This is a genomic window from Enterococcus ureasiticus, assembly GCF_001730285.1.
Classification (GTDB): Bacteria; Bacillota; Bacilli; order Lactobacillales; family Enterococcaceae; genus Enterococcus_L; species Enterococcus_L ureasiticus.
This window is the reverse complement of sequence record NZ_MIJZ01000013.1, coordinates 166,765-192,857: the sequence shown is the minus strand read 5'-3', so window position 1 is coordinate 192,857 and position 26,093 is coordinate 166,765. Positions and strand designations below refer to the sequence as shown.

Sequence of the window (26,093 nt, the reverse complement as noted above, 5' to 3'; positions counted from 1 at the left end):
ATTTTATGAAACTGGTGGACAAAGTAAAGAACAATGAAAAATTAATGCGTTTCATTGAAACAACGCAAAATCGCATGATTGATTCAGAGATTGGAAATACGTCGGTCGTGGTAGCTTACTATTTACTTTTGTCCCTGTTTCCTCTATTGATTGCGGTGGGGAATCTCCTGCCGTACTTACATATCGACCCAAACGAAGTACTGCCTTACATAGCTGAAGCAATACCTAAGGCTATTTTTGATGATTTAAAACCAGCAATTCAATCTTTACTAACTCAACGATCAGGCGGTTTGCTATCAATCTCTGCATTGGCAGCTTTATGGAGTGCTAGCCAAAGTATCAACGCGTTGCAGACGGCTATGAATAAAGCATTTGGTGTTGAGCCTCGTAAAAATTTTATTATTGTCCGTATTATGTCTTTGCTGGTGATTCTCCTATTTATGATCGCGATCGTTGGGGTTGTTGGTGTATTAGGTTTAGGCAAAACAATCTTAGATTTGCTGCAACCAATATTTCATTTCTCAACTGATTTTATTGACGCCTTTCAAGCCTTGAAATGGCCGATTACCACATTAGTTCTGCTGGTTATCATGTGCTTGATTTATCGTGTTGTACCTAATGCGAAATTAACTTTTCGTTCAATCATACCAGGAGCGGTATTTGCGACTGTTGGCTGGATGTTATTGTCACAGGCTTTTGGTTTGTATATCAAATATTTCAGCTCAAAAATTGCTAGTTATCAAATTATAGGAAGTTTTATCATATTGATGTTATGGCTAAATCTAGCCGCAACGATCATTATTTTAGGCGGTATCATCAATGCAGTTGTCAAAGAATATATATCAAATGAAAAAATTCAGCACCGTTATGGGTTGATCAACCGTCTAGTGGATAAAATAAAAGAAAAATTAAAGAAATAGGCCGAATGCTTTTGATTCAAATAAACAAGTAGAAGTTTTGGCTTTTCCGCTCAGTGGAAACACCTGTTCCAACTTGTAAATGTGGAATGATTCGGTATAATATACGATGTACATTAAGAAAGTAGGTTCATCATGTCGATGTTTATTTATGAAATTGTTATCCGTCTATTTCTGACGTTTATTTTATCCTTGATTGTGACGCCGATCGTTAAGTTGTTGGCGTTTAGAATAGGAGCCTATGATGCTCCAGGCGAAAGAAGAGTAAATACTAAGAATATGCCTACGGCTGGCGGATTAGGCATCTATTTTGTCTTTTCATTTTCTTGCTTAGTTATGTTTCAGTCAATTATACCGATCGATTATATCTGGCCAATTATTTTAGGAGCTGGGATCGTCGTTGCAACGGGTTTGATCGATGATATCTATGAATTATCACCAAAGAAAAAAACATTAGGAATTTTACTTGGTGCATTAGTCATCTATTTTGTGGCAGACATTCGGATCGATGCAGTAACCTTACCTTTATTAGGCCACATAGATTTACGCTGGTTTAGTTTACCATTGACATTGTTTTGGATATTTGCGATTACAAATGCGGTTAATTTGATTGATGGTTTGGATGGACTTGCTTCTGGCGTTTCAATCATCAGTTTGGCAACGATTGGGGTAATCGGTTATTTTTTCCTTCATGCGAAAACGGTTTATATTCCAATTGTGATTTTTGTTTTAGTTGCTAGTATTGCGGGCTTTTTCCCATATAATTTTTATCCCGCCAAGATTTTTTTGGGAGATACAGGAGCGTTGTTTTTAGGGTTTATGATTGCGGTTATGTCATTACAAGGGTTGAAGAATGCCACATTTATTACCGTGATCACGCCAATGATTATTTTGGGTGTACCAATCACGGATACGGTTTATGCTATTATTCGCCGCTTGATGAATAAACGTCCGATATCTTCTGCTGACAAGATGCATTTACATCATCGTTTGCTGTCACTTGGGTTTACTCATAAAGGTGCAGTGATGACGATTTATGGTTTAGCTTTGGTCTTTTCATTTGTTGCGTTGCTGTTTAGTTATGCAAGTAATGTTGCATCGATTCTATTGATTGTTTTTAGCGCAATTGGGTTAGAATTGTTTATTGAAATGATTGGTTTAGTTGGTGAAAATCATCAACCATTGATGTATATTTTACGTATGTTTGGAAACCGTGAGTTTCGTCATCAGCAATTAGAAAAAAGATTAGGCAAACATTCTAAGAAAAAGTAAAAAAATAATGGAATCTTTGCTGGAATTTTAAGCTGTGTTATAATTTATTGATTAAGTAAAATAAGAGAGCGGGACAAAACTCTGTAAGTTTTGCTCCGCTCTCCTAGAATTCAGCTAAATAATGAGTGGATCTGTGGCGTATGAAGTTTTGTACATAAGGAAAAACTTCTCACTCTAGCGAATCGAACTTAGCAATAAAGAACTAGAAACAGTTACTACTTCACTTTTTGTGAAGATGGGCTGGAGTAGACAATAACTAGCACTAGCTTGATTTATCTGATTTTAAACGAGGTGCAAAAATATGAATGATAGAATAACGATTTCCATTGTTACTCACAATAGCCGTCATATTTTTGATGTGCTTGATAATTTAAAAATTGAATTAGGTCTAGAATCAAAATATGACATACATATATTCGACAATGCTTCCGAGCAAAGTTATATAGATCAACTTGAACGTTATGGTTCATTTATTTTCTTGCACAAATCCAAAGAAAATAAGGGGTTTGGCTATGGACACAATCAAGTGCTGAATAATGTCGTAACACGTCATGCTGTCATTTTTAATCCAGATGTTTTGATCACAAAAGATGCCTTGGATGAAATGATTCGACGTATAAAAGGAGATGAACAGTTGGCTGCAGTTTGTCCTAAAGTGCTGAATTCAGATGGTACAACACAGTATTTAGTACGTCAAAAACTAGATGTGTTTGACTATATGTTGCGATTTGTACCTTTTCAATCGATCAAAAAGTTATTTGATAAGCGTTTAAGTTATTATGAATGCCGCGATTTACCAGAAGATCAAACAACTTATATTAAGATGGGCTCTGGCTGTTTTATGGTCATTGATATCAATAAATTTAACCAGATCGATGGTTTCGATGAACGGTATTTTATGTATTTTGAAGATAATGATCTCTGTATGAGCTTTGGAAAAGCAGGCTATAAAATTTTGTACACACCTTTTGAAACAGTGATTCATTTGTATGAAAAAGGTGCACATAAAAACAAGAAACTATTTAAAATATTTTTACAATCAATGATTAAATTTTTCAATAAATGGGGTTGGAGGTTTTTCTAGTGGAGAATAAGTTGGTGATTACAATCGTTTTATATCAAACTGAAATCTCACAGACACCAAGCTATGATTATATAAAAGAAATCATAAATAAAAAAAACTTTGTACATTTACTTGTTTATGATAATAGTCAAAAACCTCAAGAGAATGAATTATTTTATTATGATAATGTGCATTATATCCATGATGAAACAAATCCTGGATTAGCAAAAGCCTATAATATTGGCATAAAGTATTTCAATCAGATTCAAGGTGGTTTACTTTTATTGCTAGATCAAGATAGCTTATTGGATAGTACGTATCTAGATACACTTTTAACCATGAGTTTAGAAGATGAGGTCGTGGCCTATGTTCCGATTGTTTTCTCTCACGGCAGGCAGATATCACCAGTGTTTTCTGATCAATATATCGGATGTCGTTCAGAGTTACCAAAAGCTGGTATCTATTCGCAGAGACTTATGAGTATTAATTCTGGGGCTGTACTTTCCAAGGAACTATTAAAAAGTATCGGTTTTTTTAACGAAGAATTTCCTTTGGACTTTTTAGATCATTGGCTTTTTTATGAAATTCATCAATTGGGCAAAAAGATTTGCGTTTTAGATTATCGAATGGAACATGAACTGTCTGTTTTAAATTACGAGAAACTTAGTAGTCAAAGATATGAATCAATTATACGAGCTGAAACACTTTTTTATCAGAAATATGATCGGAATAAATTTCATACTCACAGAAGACATTTATTACTAAGAACGATAAAACAATTTTTTTTAGTAAAGAATCGTAACATATGGCGACGTACGTTTATAGAGTATCAAGCTCTAATGAAAGGAAAGTAAATGATCTCAATTTGTATTGCCACTTATAACGGAGCAAAATATTTAGAAGAGCAACTTGCTAGTATCTTACTTCAAATGGAATCCTCTGATGAATTGATTATCTCTGATGATGGTTCTAAAGATGAAACAATAAATATAATCAAAAACTACGCTGCGCAAGATCCACGGATAAAATTTTTTAAAGGACCAGGTAAAGGTGTGATTGCTAATTTTGAGTTTGCAATTACTCAAAGTCAGGGAGAAATTATTTTTTTGGCAGATCAAGACGACGTATGGTTGTCGGAGAAAGTTCAAACGATACTGAACTTTTTTCAAAATCATCCTGAAAAAGATTTAGTGATTAGCGATTTAGTAATCGTCGATGAACATTTGGAAGTAATCGAACCTTCTTATTTTGAGTACCGAAATGTAACATTAGGCGTTCTCCATAATATCATAAAAAATAAATATATTGGTGCTGGAATGGCCTTTCGCAGTAGTCTGAAATCGATTATATTACCTATACCGGCTAAAGTTCCTATGCATGATATGTGGATTGGTCTAATTGCGGAGACTAAGAATAAAAGTGCACTAATACCGCAACAACTTACCTTATATCGTAGGCATGATGGTAATGCGAGTGAAATTGATACAAAAGCAAGTTGCTTTCAACAATTAAGATGGAGAATTTCTCTTATCATAGCTTTGATAAGCCGTAAAATACTAAAAGTTAAATGAGAGTTATTTTACAGTTTTGTAAAATAACTTCAAAAAGCATGACAATTCGGTATGATAATGCGATAATGTTAAACGGTGTAAGCAATTAAACGAAATAAATAATTTAAAGGAGTTTTTCCATGAAAGGAATAATTTTAGCCGGCGGAAGTGGAACAAGACTGTATCCCTTAACAAAGGCAACATCAAAACAATTAATGCCGATTTATGATAAACCAATGATTTATTACCCAATGTCAACCTTAATGTTAGCTGGTATCAAAGAAATTTTGATTATCTCAACCCCAGATGATACTCCACGTTTTGAAAGTTTGTTTGGAAACGGAAAAGATCTTGGGATCCACATTGAATATGCAGTGCAAGAAAGCCCTGATGGCTTAGCTCAAGCATTTATTATAGGTGAAGAATTTATCGGTGATGATAGTGTTTGTCTTGTCTTGGGAGATAATATCTATTATGGTGGCGGTTTGTCTAACATGTTACAGCGTGCTGCTTCAAAAGGAAGCGGAGCAACTGTTTTCGGCTATCATGTGAATGATCCCGAGCGTTTTGGTGTAGTTGAATTTGATAACGAGATGACGGCTCTTTCAATCGAAGAAAAACCTGAGAAACCAAAATCAAATTATGCGGTTACTGGTTTATATTTTTATGACAACAATGTAATCGAAATCGCTAAAAACATCAAACCTTCTGATCGTGGTGAATTAGAAATCACAGATGTAAATAAAGTTTATTTAGAAAAAAATAAATTATCTGTTGAAGTGATGGGACGGGGATTTGCGTGGTTAGATACAGGAACCCATGAATCACTTTTGGAAGCTTCGACTTTTATTGAAACAATCGAGAAACGTCAAAACTTAAAAGTAGCTTGTTTAGAAGAAATTGCATATCGAATGAGTTATATCACAAAAGAGCAATTGATTGAACTGGCGCAACCATTGAAGAAAAATGGTTATGGACAATATTTATTAAGATTGGCAGAAATGGATTAGGGGCGAATAGAATGAAAGTTATTGATACAAAATTGCAAGATGTAAAAATCATTGAAATGGACGTATTTGGCGATCACCGCGGCTTTTTTACTGAAAGCTATTCTAAAGAAAAATTTGCTGAACAAGGATTGGATTTTGATTTTGTACAAGATAATCATTCTCTTTCAAGTGAAGCGGGTGTATTGCGTGGCTTGCATTTTCAAAAAGGCGAAGCAGCTCAAACAAAGCTGATTCGTGTTGTGACGGGTGCGGTTTTAGATGTAATTGTTGATATCCGTAAAGGTAGCCCAACTTATGGTCAATGGGAAGGTTTTATTTTGTCAGAGCATAACCATCGTCAATTATTGGTACCTAAAGGTTATGCGCATGGCTTTGTAACGTTGACACCAAATGTTAACTTTATGTATAAGTGTGATAATTATTATAATGCACCTGCAGATGGCGGGATTGCTTTTGATGATCCAGATTTAGCGATTGATTGGCCAATTGATATTCAAAAAGCCATTACATCTGAAAAAGATAAAAATCACCCGACATTAAAAGAATTTGAATCTGACAATTCTTTTGTTTATGGTGAAATTTAAATGAATTAGGAGAGAGCTTAAAATATGAAAAACATCATTGTTACTGGTGGAGCTGGATTCATCGGATCAAATTTTGTTCATTATGTAGTGAACAATCACCCAGAAGTTCATGTAACTGTATTAGATAAATTAACGTATGCAGGAAATGAAAAGAATATTGAAGGATTACCAAAGGATCGTGTTGAATTGGTTGTTGGTGATATTGCGGATGCTGAATTGGTCGATCGTTTAGTTACAAATACAGATGCTGTTATCCATTATGCTGCGGAATCGCACAATGATAATTCGCTAAATGATCCGTTTCCATTTGTCCAAACCAATATTATTGGAACATACACATTGATTGAAGCGTGTCGTAAACATGACGTACGCTATCACCATGTTTCAACAGATGAAGTATATGGTGATTTACCTTTACGTGAAGACTTACCAGGTAATGGTGAAGGTAAAGGTGAAAAATTCACCGATGAAACACCCTATAATCCATCAAGTCCATATTCTTCAACAAAAGCAGGGTCAGACTTATTGGTTAAAGCATGGGGACGTTCTTTTGGTTTGAAAGCAACGATTTCTAACTGTTCAAATAATTATGGTCCTTATCAACATATTGAAAAATTTATTCCGCGTCAAATTACCAATGTTTTAAGCGGAATTACACCCAAACTATACGGTGCGGGTAAAAATGTACGTGATTGGATTCATACAAATGACCATTCTTCAGCGGTTTGGACAATCCTAACAAAAGGCAAGATTGGTGAAACATATTTGATTGGTGCAGATGGAGAAGAAGATAATAAAGCCGTAATGGAACTGATTTTAGAGTTAATGGGTCAATCCAAAGACGCTTATGAGCATGTAAATGATCGTCCTGGACATGATTTACGTTATGCAATCGATTCTTCAAAATTACGTGAAGAATTAGGTTGGACACCAGAATTTACGAACTTCCGTGATGGATTAGCTGATACAATTCAATGGTATACAGAAAATTCAGATTGGTGGACAGCAGATAAAGCAGCTGTAGAAGCAAACTATGCGAAAAATGGGCAGTAGCTTGTAATAAAAAGTTAAAGCTCTTTGATATAGTGACTGAATTAAAAATTAGTAAGGCAGGAGAAGTCCTGCTTTTTTTCATGAGGGAGGAAATAACCATGATACTTTTAACTGGTGGCAATGGACAATTAGGAACAGAATTACGTCATTTATTGGATGAACAAGGATTAGAATATGTTTCGACAGACTCAAAAGAAATGGATATTACAAATGCAGAACAGACAATGGCGTTTATTACTAATTTAAAACCTGAATTGATTTATCATTGTGCAGCTTATACCGCAGTGGACAAAGCTGAGGATGAAGGAAAAGAGTTAGATGAAAAAATTAATGTAGCTGGAACACAAAATGTAGTTAATGCAGCAAAGGCTGTCGATGCAACGTTAGTTTATATCAGCACAGATTACGTATTTGATGGAACAAAAAAAGAAGAGATGTATGAGGTTGATGATCAAACAAATCCTCAAAATGAGTACGGCCGTACAAAATTGCTAGGGGAAGAAATTGTTCAAAAATCGATGGAAAAATATTATATTATTCGTACCTCGTGGGTTTTTGGTCAATATGGGCATAATTTTGTTTTCACAATGCAAAAATTAGCCGAAACTCGTGATCAACTGACTGTAGTAAATGATCAATTTGGACGGCCAACTTGGACTAGAACCTTAGCTGAATTTATGGTGTTTGTGATAAAAGAAAATGCACCCTATGGCGTATACCATCTGTCAAATGATAATAGCTGTAGTTGGTATGAATTTGCAAAGGAAATTTTGAAAGACACCAAAGTGGAAGTACTACCAGTTGACTCAAGTAAATTCCCACAAAAAGCAATTCGACCTAAATATTCGGTGATGGATATTAGTAAAGCGAAGGCTTTAGGATTTGAGATTCCGACTTGGCAAGAAGCGTTGAAAATGATGTTGGATTAACTATGTATGAGACAAGTAGTTTTTTTCTACTTGTCTCATACATAGTTAATTGTATCACTCGATGACGGTACTGAAACCATAGTATCTTTTATTTTATTAATATTTACGTTATAATTATTGAATTGAAGTTACAAGAGGCTACTGATAGGAGGAAATACAGAATGAAAAAGATTTCTATTTTCGGTTTAGGATATGTTGGACTTGCCAATGCTTTATTGCTAAGTCAAAAGGAACAGGTGAAGGCTTATGATATTGTTGACGAAAAAATTGATTTATTAAATGAAGGTATTTCTCCTTTAGAAGATAAAGAAATACATACTTTTCTAGATAGAAAGGACTTAAATATCGATTTTTCAAAGAACTTTGAAGAGGCGGTAAGATTCGGAGAATATTTAATTATTGCGACACCAACAGACTATAATGAAGAAAAAAATTATTTTGATACATCTACAGTTGAAAATGTTATTGAACGAGCGCTTGCTATCCGGGAAGATGCTGTATTTATTATAAAATCAACTGTACCTGTAGGCTATACAGATACCTTGAAGAAAAGGTATCAAACTGAAAATATTATTTTTTCACCGGAATTCTTACGAGAAGGTCGAGCATTATATGATAATCTTTATCCTTCAAGAATCATCGTGGGTGAATGTTCTGAGCGTGGGGAACAAATTTCAAAAATGTTTTTGGAAAATACAGTTGAAAAGAATGCTGAAGTATTGTTGACTCACGCTACAGAAGCTGAAGCGATAAAACTATTTTCTAACACTTATTTAGCGTTAAGAGTAGCTTACTTTAATGAATTGGATACTTACGCCGAGGTTAGAGGATTAGATGCAAAACAAATCATTGAAGGTGTTGGATTAGACCCAAGAATTGGTTCGCATTATAATAATCCTTCATTTGGCTATGGTGGTTACTGCTTGCCTAAAGATACGAAACAATTACGTGCGAATTATGATAAGGTGCCTAATAACATTATTGGTGCGATTGTGGATGCAAATACAACGCGTAAAGATTTTATAGCATATCAAATATTAGCTAAAAAACCTAGCGTTGTAGGAATTTATCGTTTAACAATGAAATCGAATTCTGATAATTTTAGATATTCGTCTATTCAAGGCATCATGAAGCGAATAAAAGCTAAAGGTGTTGAAGTTATCGTTTATGAACCAAACTTTGAAGAAGATACATTCTACAATTCAAGAGTGGTCAAAGAATTGCAAGAGTTTAAAAATGAGTCAGATGTCATCGTAACAAATCGTATAGAAAATGATCTATTAGATGTATTAAATAAAATCTACACACGAGATATATTTAATCGCGATTAAAACGTAGCTTAGAATCTAGACAGTAAAATATTAGAGAATACTTTAGTTACAAGGATATGTATGCTTGCTTGAAATAGAAAGTGTTACGTGGTAAACTTTCAAAGGATATTTGTTAAAGATAAAATACACAAAAGAAGGATGAAATTAATGAAATTAATAATTCAAATTCCTTGTTATAATGAAGCTGAAACACTGGAAATTGCATTGAACGATTTACCAAAGAAAATTAATGGAATTGATGATATTGAAGTGCTGATTATCAATGATGGAAGTAAAGACAATACTGTTGAAGTTGCAAGAAATTGGGGTGTTAACCATATTGTTAATTTTAAACGCAATAAGGGGTTGGCAAAAGGCTTCATGGCGGGTATAGATGCTTGCTTACGTAATGGAGCTGATATTATTGTGAACACGGATGCAGATAATCAATACAATGGTTCAGATATTGAAAAATTAGTACAACCGATTTTAGAAGAAAAAGCAGATATTGTGATTGGAGAACGACCAATCGCTGAAACAGAACACTTTTCACCTTTAAAGAAGAAACTACAAAAATTTGGTAGTTGGGTTGTCAGAAAAGCTTCAAAATCCGACATTCCGGATGCACCGAGTGGATTTCGAGCATACAGTAGAGAAGCTGCTATGCAAATGAATGTTGCTAATGAGTACACCTACACTTTAGAGACTATTGTTCAAGCTGGTAGAAATAAGATCTCTATGACTTCTGTTCCGATTAGAACGAATGGGGAATTAAGACCATCTAGATTGTTTAGTAGTATGTTTGGTTATGTCAAAAAATCAATGTTAACAATTCTTCGTGCATTTATGATGTATAAACCGTTAATGTTTTTTACATTTTTAGGGAGTGTATTGTTTGGAGTAGGTGCTATTATAGGAATTCGTTTTCTTATATTCTTCATCATGGGGACAGGAAATGGCCATATTCAATCGCTTATTTTAGCTAGTATATTATTATTAATTGGTTTTCAAACATTTGTTATTGGCTTACAAGCTGATTTGATTTCTGCGAATAGAAAAATTTTAGAAGATATACAATATAGAGTGAGAAAAATGGATTACGATCAAGCGAATAAAGACTAATAGTGTTTAATTAAGTTGTAAAGAGAGTATAATAAAATAGCTATGAAAATTGAAACAAAGCAGAAGCTATTGTTTCAATTTTGATTATAAAAATAAAAAGTTTTTTATTTGTTAATTGCCTAAATCGTTTAGACTATTCAAAGTTAAATACTAATTTAAATTGAATTTTTGTCTTTAGAGATTTTTTTGTGTATAAATTAATGATTAGGTAAACTTAAAATTTTTGAAAGACTGGTGAAAAATTTAATGTTAGCACGGATAAAGGGTATTTTTGCAGATAAAAGGAAAACTAATTTTATATTGTTAACGATACTTGTAGTATTAACTCTTGTCAGAGTAATCATTCAATTAAAAATACCACCCGTTACTTTGGCTGGTAAGGGTGTTGATGAGCATGTGTTTGTCGTCCAAGCTACTGAATTTATTAAAGGTAATTGGTTTGGAGATTACGATTTTATTACTATCGTTAAAAATCCAATGTTTTCTTTTTTCTATGTATTACTAAACAAATTTTCAATTCCTTATCCATTAGGTTTAATGCTATTATACATTATTTCATGTTTAGCATTAGTTTACGCTCTGTCTCCAATTGTCAAAAATAAATATGGACAATCTTTGATTTATCTGTATTTACTTTATAGTCCAGTTATGTTAGATAAGCATTTTGGCTTTCGATTGTATCGAGATGCGTTATTAATGCCGCTTATATTATTGGTATTAGCTAGTTTAATTGGATTATTTCTTTACAGAAATCATTCGAAAAAAATCTTGATTTTTTGGGCATTATTAGCAGGAATCTCATATAGTTCCTTTACTTATCTACGAGAAGATAGTGTGTGGTTAAAACCATTTTTCTTTACGGCACTTTTAATCACCTTCATTTTTCTACTCTTTATTAAAAGTTCTTGGAAAGAAAAAATTTATCGAATGTTGTTTCTTGTCATTCCTATTCTAGTTTTACAAGGTTGTACTTATGCAATTAGTTATCAGAATTTACAAAAATATGGTATTTTTACAGTAAATGATTATACACAAACGAATTTTAAAAATGTTGTATCAGATTTGATTTCAATTGATGACGGACGTAATCAAGAATATGTTTGGGTTTCAGAAGATACTTTTAGAGAGGCATTATCAGTCTCTCCTACATTAAATAAAATTTCAAAAGAAGTAGATTGGCTTTACGATCCTGAAAATGGAATGACTGTTGAGATGGAAGATAGTGGAAATCACGAAATATTTGGCGGAAATATTGTTTGGGATTTACGATTAGTAGTTGCACGGGCTGAACAAGGTTATCGTCAAGAGATGATTATTGATGGTAAAAGTGAAAAAGGTGGAAAAGCAACAGACGAATACTTTGAAAAGGTTCACGAAGAATTATCGGAAGCATTTGACCAAGGACAGTTAACTAGAAGATCAGATGGGGTATCTGTTTCACCATCTTCTCCTGCAAAAACTTGGAGTGATATAAGGGGAAATGTATTTCCTAAAATGAAACGTACACTACGGGAAAATGTATTTTATTCTAGATATGGCATTGGGTTAGACGGAATAAATCCTGGGCATAGCTTAACAACTGTAAGTGGTGACCCAGAAGCAGTTAGAGAAATTGAAATGTTGATTAATTTCCCGTTAAATTATCCTATAGGAACACCAGAAGCTGAGTATAATAAGCCAGTTACTTATATGGCAAAAAGAATAAATAGTATTATTTCTATCTACAAATGGACTAGTCCAATCGTTATTCTGATCGCAATGATCGGATTCCTTTATTCAGGTGTACGCCTTATTAAAAAAGATTATTCAGAAAAAAATATTACTGTTTTTTTAGTTGGACTGGGTCTAATTCTCTCATATGCTGTTTTACTTTTTGGAATTGCTTGGGCATATTCATGGGTCTCAGGAGATACGATGAGTCGTCTTTATTACTATAGCAGTGGTGCAATACCAGTCTTACAAGTACTGTCTATCTTAGGTAGTATTTCATTTGTTAGTCTTTTAATGAAGATACAAGCAAATCACAGTAAACACAATCGTAAGCATTAAATAGTGGAGAGACTAATTTGTAGTTCACTTAAGAAATAGCGTGAAAAGGAACGACAAGCATCATTAGTTAGGCTCTCTAGTAAGATTTTTCAAGTAACGGTTGGAAAGGGAGTGTATGTATGAACTATTTGATTTTGGGCGCTTCAGGATTTATAGGAAAAAAGATAGCAAAAGAATTAATCAAAGAAAAGGGAAAAATTCGTCTATTTGATCGTAATTTTTCTGATTTTAATAATAGCGACGATGAAGATAGCCAATTTGAGTTTGTATCAGGTGTTTTCTCAAAAGATTATGATTTTTGTAGCTTAACTAAAGAAATAGATGTTGTTTTTCATTTAATAAGTACAACGATTCCTTCTACGGAAATCAGTTTTGAGCAAGAATTAGATGAAAATGTAGCTGCTTCATTGCGCCTGTTTGATGCTTGTAAAATAAATAATGTGAAAAAAGTAGTATTTATATCCTCTGGTGGAACAGTGTATGGGAAAAGTCTAGGTAAACCATTTAAAGAGGATGATCCAACCAATCCGATTAGTTCTTATGGCGTCCAAAAACTGACTATTGAGAAGTACTTACAACTTTATGGAAGTGAGTTTGGATTGGATTATAGGATTGTTCGTTTGGCAAATCCTTATGGTCCAGGTCAAAATCCATTAGGAAGTCTCGGCATAATTACTAAGTTTACTTACAATATAATTAATGATATTGATATCACTGTGTTTGGAGATGGCAATATTGTTAGAGATTATATTTATATAGACGATGCCATTCAGGGAATCTTGAGTATTTCAAATTATGAAGGCAAAAATAAACTGTTTAATTTAGGTTTTGGTAAGGGCCATTCAATTATTGAGATTATAGAAATTATAGAGCAAGTTTCAGGTAAAAAATTTAATATTGAATACAAAGAAAATCGAGATGTTGATGTAGATTTTAGTGTTTTAGATATTCAACGTTATCTTGAAATTGCTGACAATAAAAATATGATTTCAATTAACGATGGCGTGAAACGTTTAATTGATTATTTTCTAGAAGTTGAAAGGAAAGTTAAATGAAAAAATTACTAGTCACAGCTTCCACTTTTCCTAGATGGCAAGATGATACTGAACCCAAGTTTATTTATGACTTATGTAAAGAATATGCAAAATACTACGATGTTACTGTTTTAGTTCCTAGTACATATGGAGCGTTGAACAAAGAAGAGATGGAAGGATTGCATGTTATTCGTTATCGTTATTTTCCGATAAAGAAGCTAGAGACATTGGCTTATCCTGGGGCAATCGTTCCTCGTATCAAAGAAAAAAAATCTAGAGCGTTACTTGTTCCATTTATGTTTATCGCAATGTATTTTGCCATTCGGAAAGAAATAAAAAAAGTGGATGCTGTTCATTCAAACTGGTTGATTCCACAAGGAATTATCCAGCAGTTTTTTAAAAAGCCGTTCGTTTTGACCGGTCTTGGTGGCGATATTACTTCTTTGAACAAAGGTTTTATTAAAAAAATGAAAATGAGAACGTTATTAAAAGCTTCAGCTGTAACCGTCGTTTCAAAAGATCTAAAGGAACATCTGGAAATGGAATATAGATATGAAAATGCAGAAGTAATTCCTATGGGTGTCGATTTAACAAAATTTTCACCTAAGTATAGACACGATGATTTTTTTGAAACAAATGGTAAGCCAGTCATTTTATTTGTAGGGCGACTTGCAGAAAAAAAAGGAGCAAAGTATTTAATTCAGGCTATGGCAAAAATTGATGCAGTTTTAATTATTGTAGGTGATGGACCAGAAAAAGAAGTGCTAATGAAGGAAGCTAATGACATTCAAGCTGACATTCGGTTTATTGGTTCTAAGAATAAAGATGAACTTGCGGTTATCAATGCGTCCTGTGACATTTTTTGTGTACCATCTGTGGTTGCAAAAGACGGAGATAAAGATGGTCTACCTGTTGCTTTGGTAGAGGCAATGGCTTCAGGAGTACCCGTTGTTGCTTCTAATGTAGGAGGAATTAATGAAGCTGTTGAAGATAATGTGAATGGCTTTTTGGTTGAACCTGGCGATGTTCAAAAATTGGAAAGTAAGTTAAACGAATTATTAAGTGATAGAAATAAACGTTTAAATATGGGGAAAAAGGCAAGGTTAAAAGCAGAAGAATTTGATTTTGTTGAAATTGGTAAAAAATATAAACAGATTTTTGATAATCTTTTCTAAATTACCTACGATTATTTAATGGAAGATTATAGTGACCTTAAAACTTAGTAAACGAATTAATCATGAAAGAATTTGAGGAGAAGCTCTATGTATCAAGGATTACTTTTTAATATCATTTATAATGTTTTATTTGTCTTGACCGGTTATATCATGCATTACTTTTTGGGCTCAGTAATGACACCTGCTCAATATGGTATAGTAGGTACGATTATTACGATTTTGGATTTTGAGTATTTGTTTTTGAATAATGGTGTTAGACAGTCTCTTTCCAAAGAATTATCAAAAAAGAGATATAATATTAAAGATTTGTTACTGAAAAGTTTAGTATTTCAACTTCTCCTGATTAGTGTCCTATTTTCAATAAATTTTTTTGGTGCGCCAGTTTTTGCAAATGTTTTAAATGATCAGTCCTTTTCGGTTTATTTGAAGTATGTAGCTTTTATTATTCCAATCAATGGTATTTATGTATTGTCGTTGGGAATCAATGATGGTTTGAAACATTTTGTTTCAAGCGCTTGGATAGGTATTTTTTATGCGATTGCAAAATTAAGCGTAATCCCATTTGCTATGTATGTATTTGCTGATCCTGTTATTGGCACAGTTATGGGGTTCTTATTTGCGATATTTGTAGCGCTGCTTGTTGGGATTATAACTATTATTAGGAATCGACGAGATCTTATAGCTGATTTTACAGCAAAAATACCTTTCAAAAGTTATATACATAGTGTTTTTAGCTTTTCTTTATTCTTTATTATTGTTTCGGTGGTGTTAAGTGTGGATACTTTAGTCGTTAAATCTGTGGTTTCAGATAAGGACATGGCAGGTTATTATACTGGGGCTGTAAATTTTGGTAAAGTTTCGTATTTCTTATTATCTGCATTTTTTACGATTATTTTGCCAACGACTACTGCAATGTATGTTGCTGGAAATATTGACAGGATGAAAAAGACAGTTCGCGATATGATGTTAATTATAGTTGCGTTTATTATGCCCATAACCTGCATAATTTCTGCTTCAAGCGGTACATTACTATCTGTTTTTTACAGTCCAGAGTATAAAGAAGCGACTATGACATTAGCTATCCTCGCATTTTCGCACTTTTTTATGGGCGTAGCGGTAATGACGAATATGATCATTTCTTCTACAAATGAGAAAAAGTTCTCAACGTGTCTGGCTTTAATAATGTTAGTACTTGACATTACTGCTTGTATTATTTTGACGAATCAGTATGGAATTATAGGAACGGCGATTTCAAGTATTTTATGTACATTTTTTACTATGTTGATATCAACGTTATTTATGAAAAAGATTTTATTTAATCTATTCAACAAAGAAATAATGAAGATAATAGTATTCAACCTTATTTTATGGATAGTTGTGTTTCTAATATTCAAATTTATCTCAATTAATAATATTTTTTATCTTATTATAGTTTATGGAATCTTGTATGTTTCAGTATTGGGCATATTATTATTGACAAAACTGCTGAAGATTGAAAAATTATATGCTATTTTGGGCAAAGATAAAGAAAATAAAATAGTGTGAAAAAGTTGTCGATGCTGAGTATATAAAAAGGATGAGGGAATGATAAAAATGATGAAAAAATGTATAATTATATTAATGCTATTGAGTGTATCTACAATTAACACAATACCTGTAAAAGCTGAGGTAGAAACATCATCTAGCCATGAGTTACAACAGTCCTCTCAAGTGTTGACGGAAACAAGTACTAGCTTATCTGAGCAGACTTCCGAAACAACTGAAAGCCAAGAAGTTAATGAATCTACTGAACCTACAAAAGATGAAATAATGTCTTTTGATGATTACTATGAGAATATCCCCTCAAGTCGTTCTGACTTAAATCCTCCAGTTGCTAGCCGAGCAACTAGAGAAACAAGAGCAACAATTGATCGAGTGAATGCTGGGGAAGCAAATCGTCCAACAGTTAGCTTTATTGATGTGTCTTCTCATAACGCTACGATTACAGTTGATCAATATCGTATGATGAAAGGCTATGGGATAAAAGGGGTGGTTGTCAAGCTGACAGAAGCAACAACTTATTTAAATCCATTTGCTCAATCACAAATTCAAAATGCCTTAGCTGCAGGATTAAAAGTATCAGCTTATCATTATAGTCATTATATTTCAACAGCTTCTGCTCAAGCTGAAGCTAGATATTTTGCAAGCAAAGCGCAATTGTTAAACTTACCTAAAGAGACGGTTATGGTTTCAGATATAGAAGAGACAAAAATGTCAAATTCCTCATTAAATGCTAATACTCAAGCCTTCAAAGAAACGTTAAATTCTCTAGGGTATAATAATGTGGCTTACTACCTATCAAGAAGTTGGTTAAGTGAGGCTGGGGGTGTTTTTAACGTAAATCAATTTGGAAAAAATAATATTTGGGTTGCGCAATATCCTTATACACCTACTGCATCACAAAATTGGAACAATGATTATTCTTCTTGGCAATGGTCATCTAATTTTTATTTTCCAGGAATCGCCCATCCATTTGATATTAACACTGATTATACAGGATTGTTTACTGGAAATGGCTGGGATGGTAGCGTGAATGTTACTGGAAAAACGACTATTAAAGATATAGACGGTAAAGAAAATATTATGAATATTTCTGCAACTGTAGATTCTGGTAGGTTCGTACCATATAAAGTCTATTTTGCAGTGTGGTCAGATAAAAATGGTCAAGATGACTTAGTTTGGTACGAAGGGAAACGTGACAGTAATGGCCTTTGGAGTACGAATGTCAATATAGCGAATCATGCAACAGATGGTACCTATATTGTTCATACATATGCCCAAATGAGTACAAATAGTTCATCTAAAATAATGCTCAATAACAGTAATTTTACTATCTCTTCGCCTTCTTTGAGTGCTTCTATTGGGCAATATTCAAATGGAGGGTTTGATGTTATCGTTAATCCGGTAACAAAATCAGGAGTTAAAAAAGTTCAAGTTCCTTCTTGGAGTAAATCGGATCAATCAGACATTAAATGGTATGATGCTACTCTCCAAAGTGATGGAACATATAAAGCTCGAGTAGAGATTAGTAATCATAATTATAATCAAGGAATTTATCGAGTTCACGCTTACGTCTATACTAATAATAATTTATCATCTGCTAGATCTGTTGGTACAGTAGAAGTGAAATTAAAAGGAACTAGTGGAACGATCATGATTGATGATATAGATGGTAAAGATACAACGTTTAAAGCTAATTCAACTATATCAATGGGGGAATACGCTGAGCCAACTGCTTTGCAACATGCTGTGTGGAGTGATGAAAACGGTCAAGATGATATAGTTTGGTATACAGCAAAAAAAATTGGGGCAGGTTCTTATACAGCAGAGTTTGACATACGTAAACACAAATCAGCTGGAAATTACAGTGTTCATACCTATGCTAAACTGCCTAATGGCACAATGAAAGCTATATCACAGGACTCATTTGTTGTGACAAAACCAAGCTTTGAGGCTTCTATTGGTAAAGTTGATATTTCAAAAGGAACGTTTGATGTAATTATTAATCCTTCGTCTAAATCGGGAGTTGACAAAATTCAAGTGCCGATTTGGAGTGTTGCAAATCAGTCAGATATAAAATGGTATGATGCTAGTTTACAATCAAATGGTACGTATAAAACAACAGCTAAAATAAGCAATCATAATTTCAATGACGGTATTTATAGAGTTCATGTTTATCTTTATGGGAAAAATGGATTGCGCACAGCAAGCTCTATTGGCACAACAGAAGTAAAACTTGATGGAATAACAGGTGAAACTTCTATAAAAAATACAGATGGCAAAGAGATTAATTTTGAAGCAAAAACGAAGTTTACTATGGGGGCATTTGGTACTCCTGCTGCAGTATATTTTGCCACATGGAGCAACGAAAATGGTCAAGATGATATAGTTTGGTATGATGGTAAAAAGAATACAGATGGCTCTTACAGCACAACTATCAATATAAATAAACATAAATCTGTTGGTCCTTATACTGTGCATACTTATGTTAAATTGATAAATGGAAGAATGAAGATGATTTCTAATGATTCTTTTACAGTGACAGAACCCGCTTTAAAAGCTTCTACGCAAAACGTCGATAAGTCAAAAGGGACATTTGATGTTGTTATGGAAGTGGATACTGTATCAGGTATTGATAAATTAGAGGTTCCTGTTTGGACAGATAAAAATCAAAAAGATATCAAGTGGTATCCTGCAATTAAGCAATCTAACGGTACTTATAAAGTTACAGTTAACAAAAAAGATCACCAAAATAGTGCAAGTAACTATACTGCTCATGTTTATCTTTACAGTAAAAATGGGTTAGTAACAAGACGTAATGGAAATGCTGAAAAAGTTTCATTTTAATTTCTTAAACAAAACTCTATCATTTTATTTTCACCGTATTAAGAGCTTGGGACACAAGTCCCAAGAACCCTAAAATAGAAGACAGAAAATCGTAAAAAAGATTTTCTGTCTTCTATTTTTTAGATTATCGGGAGAATCCACTTTTTCTAGATTACTCAGCTTATATTTCCTTAAATTGCCTGCCATTAACGAGAAACCCATTTCATTGTGTGTCTGCTGTTTCCCACGAACAGAGAACCGAGTGAAGCCTAAACAAGCCTTCAAATGTCCGAAAGCAGGTTAGACGTCAACTTTTCGTTGGCGATAGATTTTACCTGTTTCTTCTCCTCCGTAGCCGGCATCTGCGACAATATAGTTCGACAGATCAAAGAAGCGCTCGATTAAAGTAAAGTGGTAAAAAAAAGGCGCAATGTCCGTGTATCTGTTGGATTTGAGAAAAGATCATAGCCTAAAATGTATTGAATGGTCGTGCGATTTGAAGATTATAACTTGCTTTCAACTGACCATTTTTCATGTGCTCGTGTTTCACGCCATAAAAGTGGCATTTGTAGTTGGCTTCAATCTTTGTGCCATCAATAAAAATTGCTTCTTCTTCAATCAATTGTTCTTTGGCTAATTGACTGGGGAACTGGACGAAGCACTCCCGAAGAAGTGTATTCACTAAAGGATTCACTCGAAAACGATTGATGGTTCGATAACTAGGTTGATAACTTTGAGAGAGCCACATCATGCGAATACTGTCTTTCGTCAACGCTTCAATCTTGCGACCAGAAAATACAGATTGTGTGTAGGAACATAAATCATTTTCATCATCATCTTTGGATGATAAGAAGAAGGACCCTTTTGATGGTGAAAAGGAAGAAAGCGTTCCTCCGGAATACTTTCAACTAATTGATCTAAGCAAACGCAATATCATTTTTTTCTAACGGAAAACTAAAATCTAGAGGAAGATCGACTTGATTTGTGGTATAATTCTTAAACATAAGAACAACTCGCTAGTTTATTGGTTTAGTCACTTTTATTTTAGCAAAGGTGTTCTTATTTTTGTATAAAAAAATAATCCAGATGCCAATCAAGTTGACTGGTATCTGGATTTTTCATTAGAACTTACGGCCCAAGCTCTTTTTTTGCTTTGATCAGCAACACAAAAAACAGCTAAAAAGATAAGAGTTCTTTAAGCCTACCCTATTATATTAATAGGAAAACTTGATTTATAGTGCATTTTTAAGTAGAATGGTACTGTTAATCTATAAACGGAAAGTTTCTTTTTTTAAAGGATTATTGCCAATTAAATAATATAAAAGTAAGTTGAGAAGGTGAGATTTGCGAACGATAGCTAAAGCTAAAAAAAAAGACAAATAAATTTGTGTCGGAAGGAATAAATTCAAATGATTAAAGATCTATTTTCTTTTGTAAGAGATATCTACAGAAACAAGCGTTTAGTATTACAATTTTCAATAAATGATTTTAAAGCTAGGTATGCGGGTTCATTTTTTGGTATCTTTTGGGCGTTTATTAACCCATTGGTTACAGTATTAACTTATTGGTTTGTTTTTGGTTATGGAATTAAGGCCGGTCTAACAGACGGAAAATATCCTTTTATAGTTTTTCTAATCACGGGTATTGTCCCATGGTTCTTTTTCTCAGATTCACTGACGTCAGCCACTAATGTTTTTAGAGAATATACGTATCTAGTAAAAAAAGTTGTGTTCAATATTCGTATTTTACCAACAACGAAAATATTAGCTAATTTGTATACACATCTATTTTTTATATTTATTACATTGATTATTTGTATTTTAAATGGCTTTACACCTACTCTACAAACAGTTCAACTTCTTTATTATTTGTTTTGTTTAGGTGCTTTTTTAACAGGTCTTACATGGATTACAGCTTCAATTCAACCATTTTTACCTGATGTAATGCAATTTATAAGTATTATTTTACAAACAGTTATGTGGACACTTCCAGTTCTTTGGTCACCAAGCCAATTTTCTCCAAGAGTTGTTCAGTTTTTGAAATTTAATCCTCTCTATTACGTTATTCAAGGATACCGAGAATCTTTCTTGAGTGAGGGATGGTTTTGGGAGCATTGGGCATTAGGGCTTTATTTTTGGATATTTACTTTAGGAATGTTACTAGTTGGTTCAATTATTTTTAAACGATTGAAACCTCATTTTTCAGACGTTCTATAAGAAACTTAAGGAGAATCAGTTATGTCAGATTATGCAATCAAAATAGACAAAATTACTAAAACTTATAATATGTACGCTAAGCCAACCGATCGTTTTAAAGAAGCACTAGATCCACGACGCAAAAGCTACCATGATTTGTTCTATGCACTAAAAGATGTCGATATTCATGTGAAAAAAGGAGAAATGATTGGTTTTATCGGAGAAAATGGTTCTGGTAAATCAACTATGCTAAAAATCATTACAGGAGTTTTAACACCTACTTCTGGATCAATTGAGATTGAAGGAAAGATATCTGCCTTATTAGAACTAGGTTCAGGATTCAATCCAGAATATAGTGGATACGATAATATTTACTTGAATGGAATGGTTTTAGGCTTCTCAAAAGAAGAAATTGACGAAATGGTCGATGATATTATTACATTTGCTGATATTGGGGATCATCTGTATCAGCCCGTAAAGACATATTCTAGCGGTATGTTTGTTCGTCTCGCATTTGCAGTTGCGATTAATGTTGATCCAGATATTTTAATTATTGATGAAGCTTTGGCTGTTGGTGATTTGGAGTTTCAATTAAAATGCATGGATAAATTTACAGAAATAAAAAATTCCGGGAAAACAATCTTATTTGTTTCCCATGATATCAATTCTGTACGTCGTTTTTGTGATCGAGTTTATTGGTTGAAGAACGGTGAAGTTATTGAAGAAGGCGATGTGATGGATGTATCTTCAAATTATGAGAATTTTTTGAAGAAAAAATCCATCAAAACAATTGATACTGAAAAAGCAAAGCAAACAGATCAAGAAAATACAGTTCCAGATATTGTTGAAGTTAATAGTGCGGAACTTCTAAATTCAGATTTATCTCCGGTTGAAATTGTTGAGCAAGATCAAAAAGTAATTGTCAAAATAAATTATACAGTAAAAAGAGTGTCGATAAAGAACCCAGTTTGTGGCGTTGCCATTCGTACAGTAGATAACCACTACGTTTGCGGATTAAATACACTATTGGATAAAGTAACTATTCCTTGGGAACAAGGAGAAAATACATTTTATATTGAATATGAAAAGATGTCATTGTTGACTGGCGAGTATTATTTTGATATTGCTTTCTTTGAAGAACATGCAACGGTTCCTTTAGAGTATAAAACAAAATACTTGAAAATGTTCATTAGTGGCCAATATACAGGTGAAGGAATTGTTATATTAGATCATGAGTGGAAGGATACCATAAAATGAAGTATGATTTTGAAATGGATATTGATGAAAGTACTAGTGTTGGAAAGATTGCTTCTCACATAAAAGAGCAGAGTTCTGTATTAGAGTTTGGACCGGGAAACGGAAGGATGACAAACTATCTGATTGAAGCTAAAAAATGCGATGTTTCAATCGTTGAGTTAGATAAGGAATTGTATGATTATGTTATCACTTTTTCGAATGATGGTTTTTACGGAAATATAGAGGAATATAAATGGACAGATTACTATAAAGGTAAAAAATATGATTATATTCTATTTGCAGATGTTTTAGAGCATTTGATGGATCCTGTCAAGACTTTGGAAATCGTAAAAGAGTTCCTAAAAGAGGACGGAGAAATCTTAATTACATTTCCTAATATTGCTCATAACTCAGTGTTGATTAATTTGTTTAATAATAAACTTGATTGGACAAAGTATGGTTTACTGGATGGAACCCATAAAACATTTTATACGCAGTCAGGTTTTGAAAAAGTATTTGATTCACTAGGTCTATATATTAGTAAAGAAGACTTTACGATAAATGTTGTTGGAAATAATGAAATTGATGCTCACTATGAAGACTTACCTATAGAAATAGTGGATGCATTTAGAAAAAGACCATTTGCTGAAGTGTATCAGTACTTTTATGCATTAAAGAAAAATCCAGTGAAATCACCTATACGAGTTTTACCTGAAAATTCATATTATCACCGACGTGTTGTACTGCAGTATGAATTAGAAAATAGTGTAGAAGAAACCACGGTTTCTGTTAATACATTTACTGGTGAAAACAAAAATTATCCTATTGAAGTTCCTTTAGGGGTAAAATCGTTAAAAATTATGCCTTTCCCAGAAAATATTGGTGGGATTATGCGCTTCTTTGTTGATATAAACGGAGAACAAAGTCATAACATCCAAACTAGTGCTGTTTTTGAGCATAATGAAAAATTTGTTTTTACGAATATGCATCCAGCGTATTTTATTTTATCTGGAGAAGATATTGCTGGTAAGTCACTTGTTTTAAATTTTGATTTTATTTATCAAGGTCAGTATTTGCATGAAATCAATTTAATGATGGAAAGATTAAAAGAAGTTGAAGTAGAAAAACAAATGATTGTCGATCGATATTATGATTTGGTCGCGGGTGAACAATGGGAGCCAACAAGACGTAAATCAGATAAAGCCTTTTTGCAGACTCCAATTGAAGAATTGAATAGAGTAATGGCGTTAAATATTGATGGTACTGTAAGAAATGAAGTAACCAAGACATCGATTATTAAAGGTTGGGGCGTTTCTAATGTAGACAAAATGCCATTAAAATTTGAGTTAGAAGCCAATAATGCTCCCTATTTTAAAGTAAAAAGAATTCATCGTTCTGAAATAAATGAAGGCTTTGGGTTTCCAGAATATTTAGATTATGGTTTCGAAATTGAAGTAGCGGATTATGAGTTAGAACAATTTTTTAATTTTGTTATATCTACTGAGGATGGTGAATCATGTGATGTGATTATCAACCGTCATATCGGTTTATATTTTCCTGCTAAACCTTCTTCAAGGGTACGTAGAGTTTTAGGTGCTGTGAAACGCAAAGGATTAAAAGGCTCTGTGAAGTGGTTACTAAATCGTCAAGTACAAAAAAACAGCTATGAAAAATGGATTGTGCAACATGAAGTATTTGATATGGAAAAAATTCATTCTGAAATAGAAAGTTTTGAGTATCAACCTAAAATATCGATTGCGGTACCCGTGTATAATGTTGAAGAAAAATGGTTAGATGCATGTATTAGTTCCTTAAAAAATCAATTTTATACTAACTGGGAATTATGTTTGGCAGATGATGCCTCTCCTAAAGACTATATCCGTCCTTTACTTGAAAAATACGCTGCGAGTGATGAAAGAATAAAATTAGTATTTAGAGAAAAAAATGGACATATTTCAGAAGCAACGAATTCTGCTTTAGAGATTGCGTCAGGAGACTATATAGGTTTCATGGATAATGACGATGAATTAGCACCTAATGCATTATACGAGATTGTAAAAGCGCTAAATAAGGACAAAGACATAGAGTTTTTCTATACAGATGAAGATAAAATGACTCTTGAAGAAAAACGATTTGATGCATTCTTTAAGCCAAATTGGAATCGACAATTAATCCTACAACATAATTACATCACGCACTTTGTTGTTGTAAAAGATGCACTATTAAGCCGTATAGGTGGCTTGAGAACTGAATATAACGGTAGTCAAGATTATGATTTTGTTTTACGCGCAACTGAAGAAGCAAAAAAAATTCACCATATCAAAGGTATTTTATATCACTGGCGAGCAATTGAGACATCAACGGCTTTAAATCCTGAAAGTAAAACCTATGCTTATGTAGCTGGTCAACATGCCTTAGAAGCTGCACTGAAGCGAAGAAATCTAAAAGGAAATATTAAAATTGCAGAATTCTATGGATGTTATAAAATTGATTTTATTCATGATACGACACCGAAAGTTTCAATTGTTTATGTGGGAGATAGCAAAAATCTAAATAGTAACTTAGAAATATTATTAAGTAAAACGTATTATCCTAACTTTGAAATTTTGGTCCCTACTTCTTCTAAATTCACTGTATCTATTAAAGATGCTAGAGTTCGGTTTGTAGATGGAGATGTCAATACACGTGTGAAACAAGCTGAAGGGGAATTTATTTTATTACTAAATGAAAAACTTTCACCATTATCTGGAGCATGGTTAAATGAATTGATGAATTACGCTCAATTAGAAGAAAGTGGTATTGTCTGTGGCAAAATTAGTAGCACTGATAATCTAATTTCAAATATTGGTGTTACTTATGATATCGAAAATAATAAACTCATTTATCCAGAAAGAAATAATCCTGCACAAAATCTTGGTTACTATTATCGTGCCGGGCTTCCAAGAGGAATACACGCTTCTACTGAAGATTGCATGATTTTTAGAAAAAATGATTTTGAACAAGTTGAAGGTTTGTCAGAAGAATTTGGTTCTCAATTAATGGGATTGGATTTTAGCTTAAAAGTTAGACAGCAGTTAGGAAAAGATATCGTATATACGTCATATGCTAAATTAAAAGAATCAGAGCCAATTGACATTCATCTTGTTCCAGAAGTGCTAAAGGAATTGGAGAAAAAGTGGACAAAAGATGGATTGATTGATCCTTATGGAAATCCATTATCATTTTAAAT

19 protein-coding genes and 1 pseudogene are annotated in these 26,093 nt (G+C 33.2%); 19 read left to right on the top strand and 1 reads right to left on the bottom strand.

Going from position 1 to position 26,093, the window contains the following annotated elements:
* Positions 1 to 5: 5 nt before the first annotated feature.
* From BCR21_RS09280 to BCR21_RS09205, 16 genes are all read left to right on the top strand, one after another.
* Entirely contained in the window at positions 6 to 920 is a 915-nt protein-coding gene (locus BCR21_RS09280) for a YihY/virulence factor BrkB family protein (protein WP_069646190.1), read from the top strand.
* A 132-nt stretch (positions 921 to 1,052) separates the two neighbouring features.
* Entirely contained in the window at positions 1,053 to 2,189 is a 1,137-nt protein-coding gene (locus BCR21_RS09275; protein ID WP_069646189.1) for a glycosyltransferase family 4 protein, read from the top strand.
* 301 nt (positions 2,190 to 2,490) lie between these two features.
* On the top strand, positions 2,491 to 3,273 hold the full coding sequence (locus BCR21_RS09270; protein WP_069646188.1) for a glycosyltransferase family 2 protein: 783 nt from the start codon (positions 2,491 to 2,493) through the stop codon (positions 3,271 to 3,273).
* Positions 3,273 to 4,106, top strand: coding sequence for a glycosyltransferase (locus tag BCR21_RS17100; protein WP_069646187.1), 834 nt, complete (start codon positions 3,273 to 3,275; stop codon positions 4,104 to 4,106). The genes BCR21_RS09270 and BCR21_RS17100 overlap by 1 nt, the downstream gene beginning before the upstream one ends.
* On the top strand, positions 4,107 to 4,823 hold the full coding sequence (locus BCR21_RS17095) for a glycosyltransferase family 2 protein (RefSeq protein ID WP_069646186.1): 717 nt from the start codon (positions 4,107 to 4,109) through the stop codon (positions 4,821 to 4,823).
* A gap of 119 nt (positions 4,824 to 4,942) precedes the next feature.
* Positions 4,943 to 5,812: a glucose-1-phosphate thymidylyltransferase RfbA gene (gene rfbA, locus BCR21_RS09255; protein ID WP_069646185.1), complete on the top strand. Its 870-nt coding sequence runs from the start codon at positions 4,943 to 4,945 to the stop codon at positions 5,810 to 5,812.
* Between the two features lie 11 nt (positions 5,813 to 5,823).
* Positions 5,824 to 6,396, top strand: coding sequence for a dTDP-4-dehydrorhamnose 3,5-epimerase (gene rfbC / locus BCR21_RS09250; protein WP_069646184.1), 573 nt, complete (start codon positions 5,824 to 5,826; stop codon positions 6,394 to 6,396).
* 24 nt (positions 6,397 to 6,420) lie between these two features.
* A complete protein-coding gene (gene rfbB / locus BCR21_RS09245; RefSeq protein ID WP_069646183.1) occupies positions 6,421 to 7,449 on the top strand; it encodes a dTDP-glucose 4,6-dehydratase in 1,029 nt (342 codons plus the stop codon).
* A 98-nt stretch (positions 7,450 to 7,547) separates the two neighbouring features.
* Positions 7,548 to 8,378, top strand: coding sequence for a dTDP-4-dehydrorhamnose reductase (rfbD, locus tag BCR21_RS09240; protein WP_069646182.1), 831 nt, complete (start codon positions 7,548 to 7,550; stop codon positions 8,376 to 8,378).
* A gap of 161 nt (positions 8,379 to 8,539) precedes the next feature.
* The gene (locus tag BCR21_RS09235; RefSeq protein WP_069646181.1) at positions 8,540 to 9,709 is read left to right on the top strand and encodes a nucleotide sugar dehydrogenase; all 1,170 of its coding nucleotides are present in this window, start codon (positions 8,540 to 8,542) and stop codon (positions 9,707 to 9,709) included.
* A gap of 147 nt (positions 9,710 to 9,856) precedes the next feature.
* Positions 9,857 to 10,810 carry a glycosyltransferase family 2 protein gene (locus BCR21_RS09230; protein ID WP_069646180.1) on the top strand — a complete coding sequence of 318 codons (954 nt, stop codon included), beginning with the start codon at positions 9,857 to 9,859 and terminating at the stop codon, positions 10,808 to 10,810.
* A gap of 246 nt (positions 10,811 to 11,056) precedes the next feature.
* Positions 11,057 to 12,859: a hypothetical protein gene (locus BCR21_RS09225; RefSeq protein ID WP_069646179.1), complete on the top strand. Its 1,803-nt coding sequence runs from the start codon at positions 11,057 to 11,059 to the stop codon at positions 12,857 to 12,859.
* 119 nt (positions 12,860 to 12,978) lie between these two features.
* Complete coding sequence (locus BCR21_RS09220; protein WP_069646178.1) at positions 12,979 to 13,914, top strand: NAD-dependent epimerase/dehydratase family protein; 936 nt, start codon at positions 12,979 to 12,981, stop codon at positions 13,912 to 13,914.
* A complete protein-coding gene (locus BCR21_RS09215) occupies positions 13,911 to 15,068 on the top strand; it encodes a glycosyltransferase (protein WP_069646177.1) in 1,158 nt (385 codons plus the stop codon). The genes BCR21_RS09220 and BCR21_RS09215 overlap by 4 nt, the downstream gene beginning before the upstream one ends.
* 87 nt (positions 15,069 to 15,155) lie before the next feature.
* Positions 15,156 to 16,613, top strand: a complete 1,458-nt coding sequence (locus BCR21_RS09210; RefSeq protein WP_069646176.1) for an oligosaccharide flippase family protein — start codon at positions 15,156 to 15,158, stop codon at positions 16,611 to 16,613.
* Between the two features lie 48 nt (positions 16,614 to 16,661).
* Complete coding sequence (locus BCR21_RS09205; protein WP_167351773.1) at positions 16,662 to 19,454, top strand: GBS Bsp-like repeat-containing protein; 2,793 nt, start codon at positions 16,662 to 16,664, stop codon at positions 19,452 to 19,454.
* Positions 19,455 to 19,523: 69 nt separating this feature from the next.
* On the opposite strand, the pseudogene BCR21_RS16650 reads toward BCR21_RS09205, so the two are convergent.
* Positions 19,524 to 20,437 (bottom strand): annotated as a pseudogene (locus BCR21_RS16650) (transposase).
* 405 nt (positions 20,438 to 20,842) lie between these two features.
* Here BCR21_RS16650 and BCR21_RS09195 point away from each other — a divergent pair.
* From BCR21_RS09195 to BCR21_RS09185, 3 genes are read left to right on the top strand one after another with little or no spacing between them, the layout of a single operon-like run.
* On the top strand, positions 20,843 to 21,649 hold the full coding sequence (locus tag BCR21_RS09195) for an ABC transporter permease (RefSeq protein WP_069646173.1): 807 nt from the start codon (positions 20,843 to 20,845) through the stop codon (positions 21,647 to 21,649).
* A 21-nt stretch (positions 21,650 to 21,670) separates the two neighbouring features.
* Positions 21,671 to 22,885 carry an ABC transporter ATP-binding protein gene (locus BCR21_RS09190; protein WP_069646172.1) on the top strand — a complete coding sequence of 405 codons (1,215 nt, stop codon included), beginning with the start codon at positions 21,671 to 21,673 and terminating at the stop codon, positions 22,883 to 22,885.
* On the top strand, positions 22,882 to 26,091 hold the full coding sequence (locus tag BCR21_RS09185; RefSeq protein ID WP_069646171.1) for a glycosyltransferase: 3,210 nt from the start codon (positions 22,882 to 22,884) through the stop codon (positions 26,089 to 26,091). The genes BCR21_RS09190 and BCR21_RS09185 overlap by 4 nt, the downstream gene beginning before the upstream one ends.
* Positions 26,092 to 26,093 lie beyond the last annotated feature (2 nt).

What these genes read in the sequence shown, in the direction of transcription:
- BCR21_RS09280 (WP_069646190.1), top strand. Translation starts at nt 6, where the DNA reads ATGAAACTGGTGGACAAAGTAAAGAACAATGAAAAATTAATGCGTTTC.
- BCR21_RS09275 (WP_069646189.1), top strand. Translation starts at nt 1,053, where the DNA reads ATGTCGATGTTTATTTATGAAATTGTTATCCGTCTATTTCTGACGTTT.
- BCR21_RS09270 (WP_069646188.1), top strand. Translation starts at nt 2,491, where the DNA reads ATGAATGATAGAATAACGATTTCCATTGTTACTCACAATAGCCGTCAT.
- BCR21_RS17095 (WP_069646186.1), top strand. Translation starts at nt 4,107, where the DNA reads ATGATCTCAATTTGTATTGCCACTTATAACGGAGCAAAATATTTAGAA.
- rfbA (WP_069646185.1), top strand. Translation starts at nt 4,943, where the DNA reads ATGAAAGGAATAATTTTAGCCGGCGGAAGTGGAACAAGACTGTATCCC.
- rfbC (WP_069646184.1), top strand. Translation starts at nt 5,824, where the DNA reads ATGAAAGTTATTGATACAAAATTGCAAGATGTAAAAATCATTGAAATG.
- rfbB (WP_069646183.1), top strand. Translation starts at nt 6,421, where the DNA reads ATGAAAAACATCATTGTTACTGGTGGAGCTGGATTCATCGGATCAAAT.
- rfbD (WP_069646182.1), top strand. Translation starts at nt 7,548, where the DNA reads ATGATACTTTTAACTGGTGGCAATGGACAATTAGGAACAGAATTACGT.
- BCR21_RS09235 (WP_069646181.1), top strand. Translation starts at nt 8,540, where the DNA reads ATGAAAAAGATTTCTATTTTCGGTTTAGGATATGTTGGACTTGCCAAT.
- BCR21_RS09230 (WP_069646180.1), top strand. Translation starts at nt 9,857, where the DNA reads ATGAAATTAATAATTCAAATTCCTTGTTATAATGAAGCTGAAACACTG.
- BCR21_RS09225 (WP_069646179.1), top strand. Translation starts at nt 11,057, where the DNA reads ATGTTAGCACGGATAAAGGGTATTTTTGCAGATAAAAGGAAAACTAAT.
- BCR21_RS09220 (WP_069646178.1), top strand. Translation starts at nt 12,979, where the DNA reads ATGAACTATTTGATTTTGGGCGCTTCAGGATTTATAGGAAAAAAGATA.
- BCR21_RS09215 (WP_069646177.1), top strand. Translation starts at nt 13,911, where the DNA reads ATGAAAAAATTACTAGTCACAGCTTCCACTTTTCCTAGATGGCAAGAT.
- BCR21_RS09210 (WP_069646176.1), top strand. Translation starts at nt 15,156, where the DNA reads ATGTATCAAGGATTACTTTTTAATATCATTTATAATGTTTTATTTGTC.
- BCR21_RS09205 (WP_167351773.1), top strand. Translation starts at nt 16,662, where the DNA reads ATGATGAAAAAATGTATAATTATATTAATGCTATTGAGTGTATCTACA.
- BCR21_RS09195 (WP_069646173.1), top strand. Translation starts at nt 20,843, where the DNA reads ATGATTAAAGATCTATTTTCTTTTGTAAGAGATATCTACAGAAACAAG.
- BCR21_RS09190 (WP_069646172.1), top strand. Translation starts at nt 21,671, where the DNA reads ATGTCAGATTATGCAATCAAAATAGACAAAATTACTAAAACTTATAAT.
- BCR21_RS09185 (WP_069646171.1), top strand. Translation starts at nt 22,882, where the DNA reads ATGAAGTATGATTTTGAAATGGATATTGATGAAAGTACTAGTGTTGGA.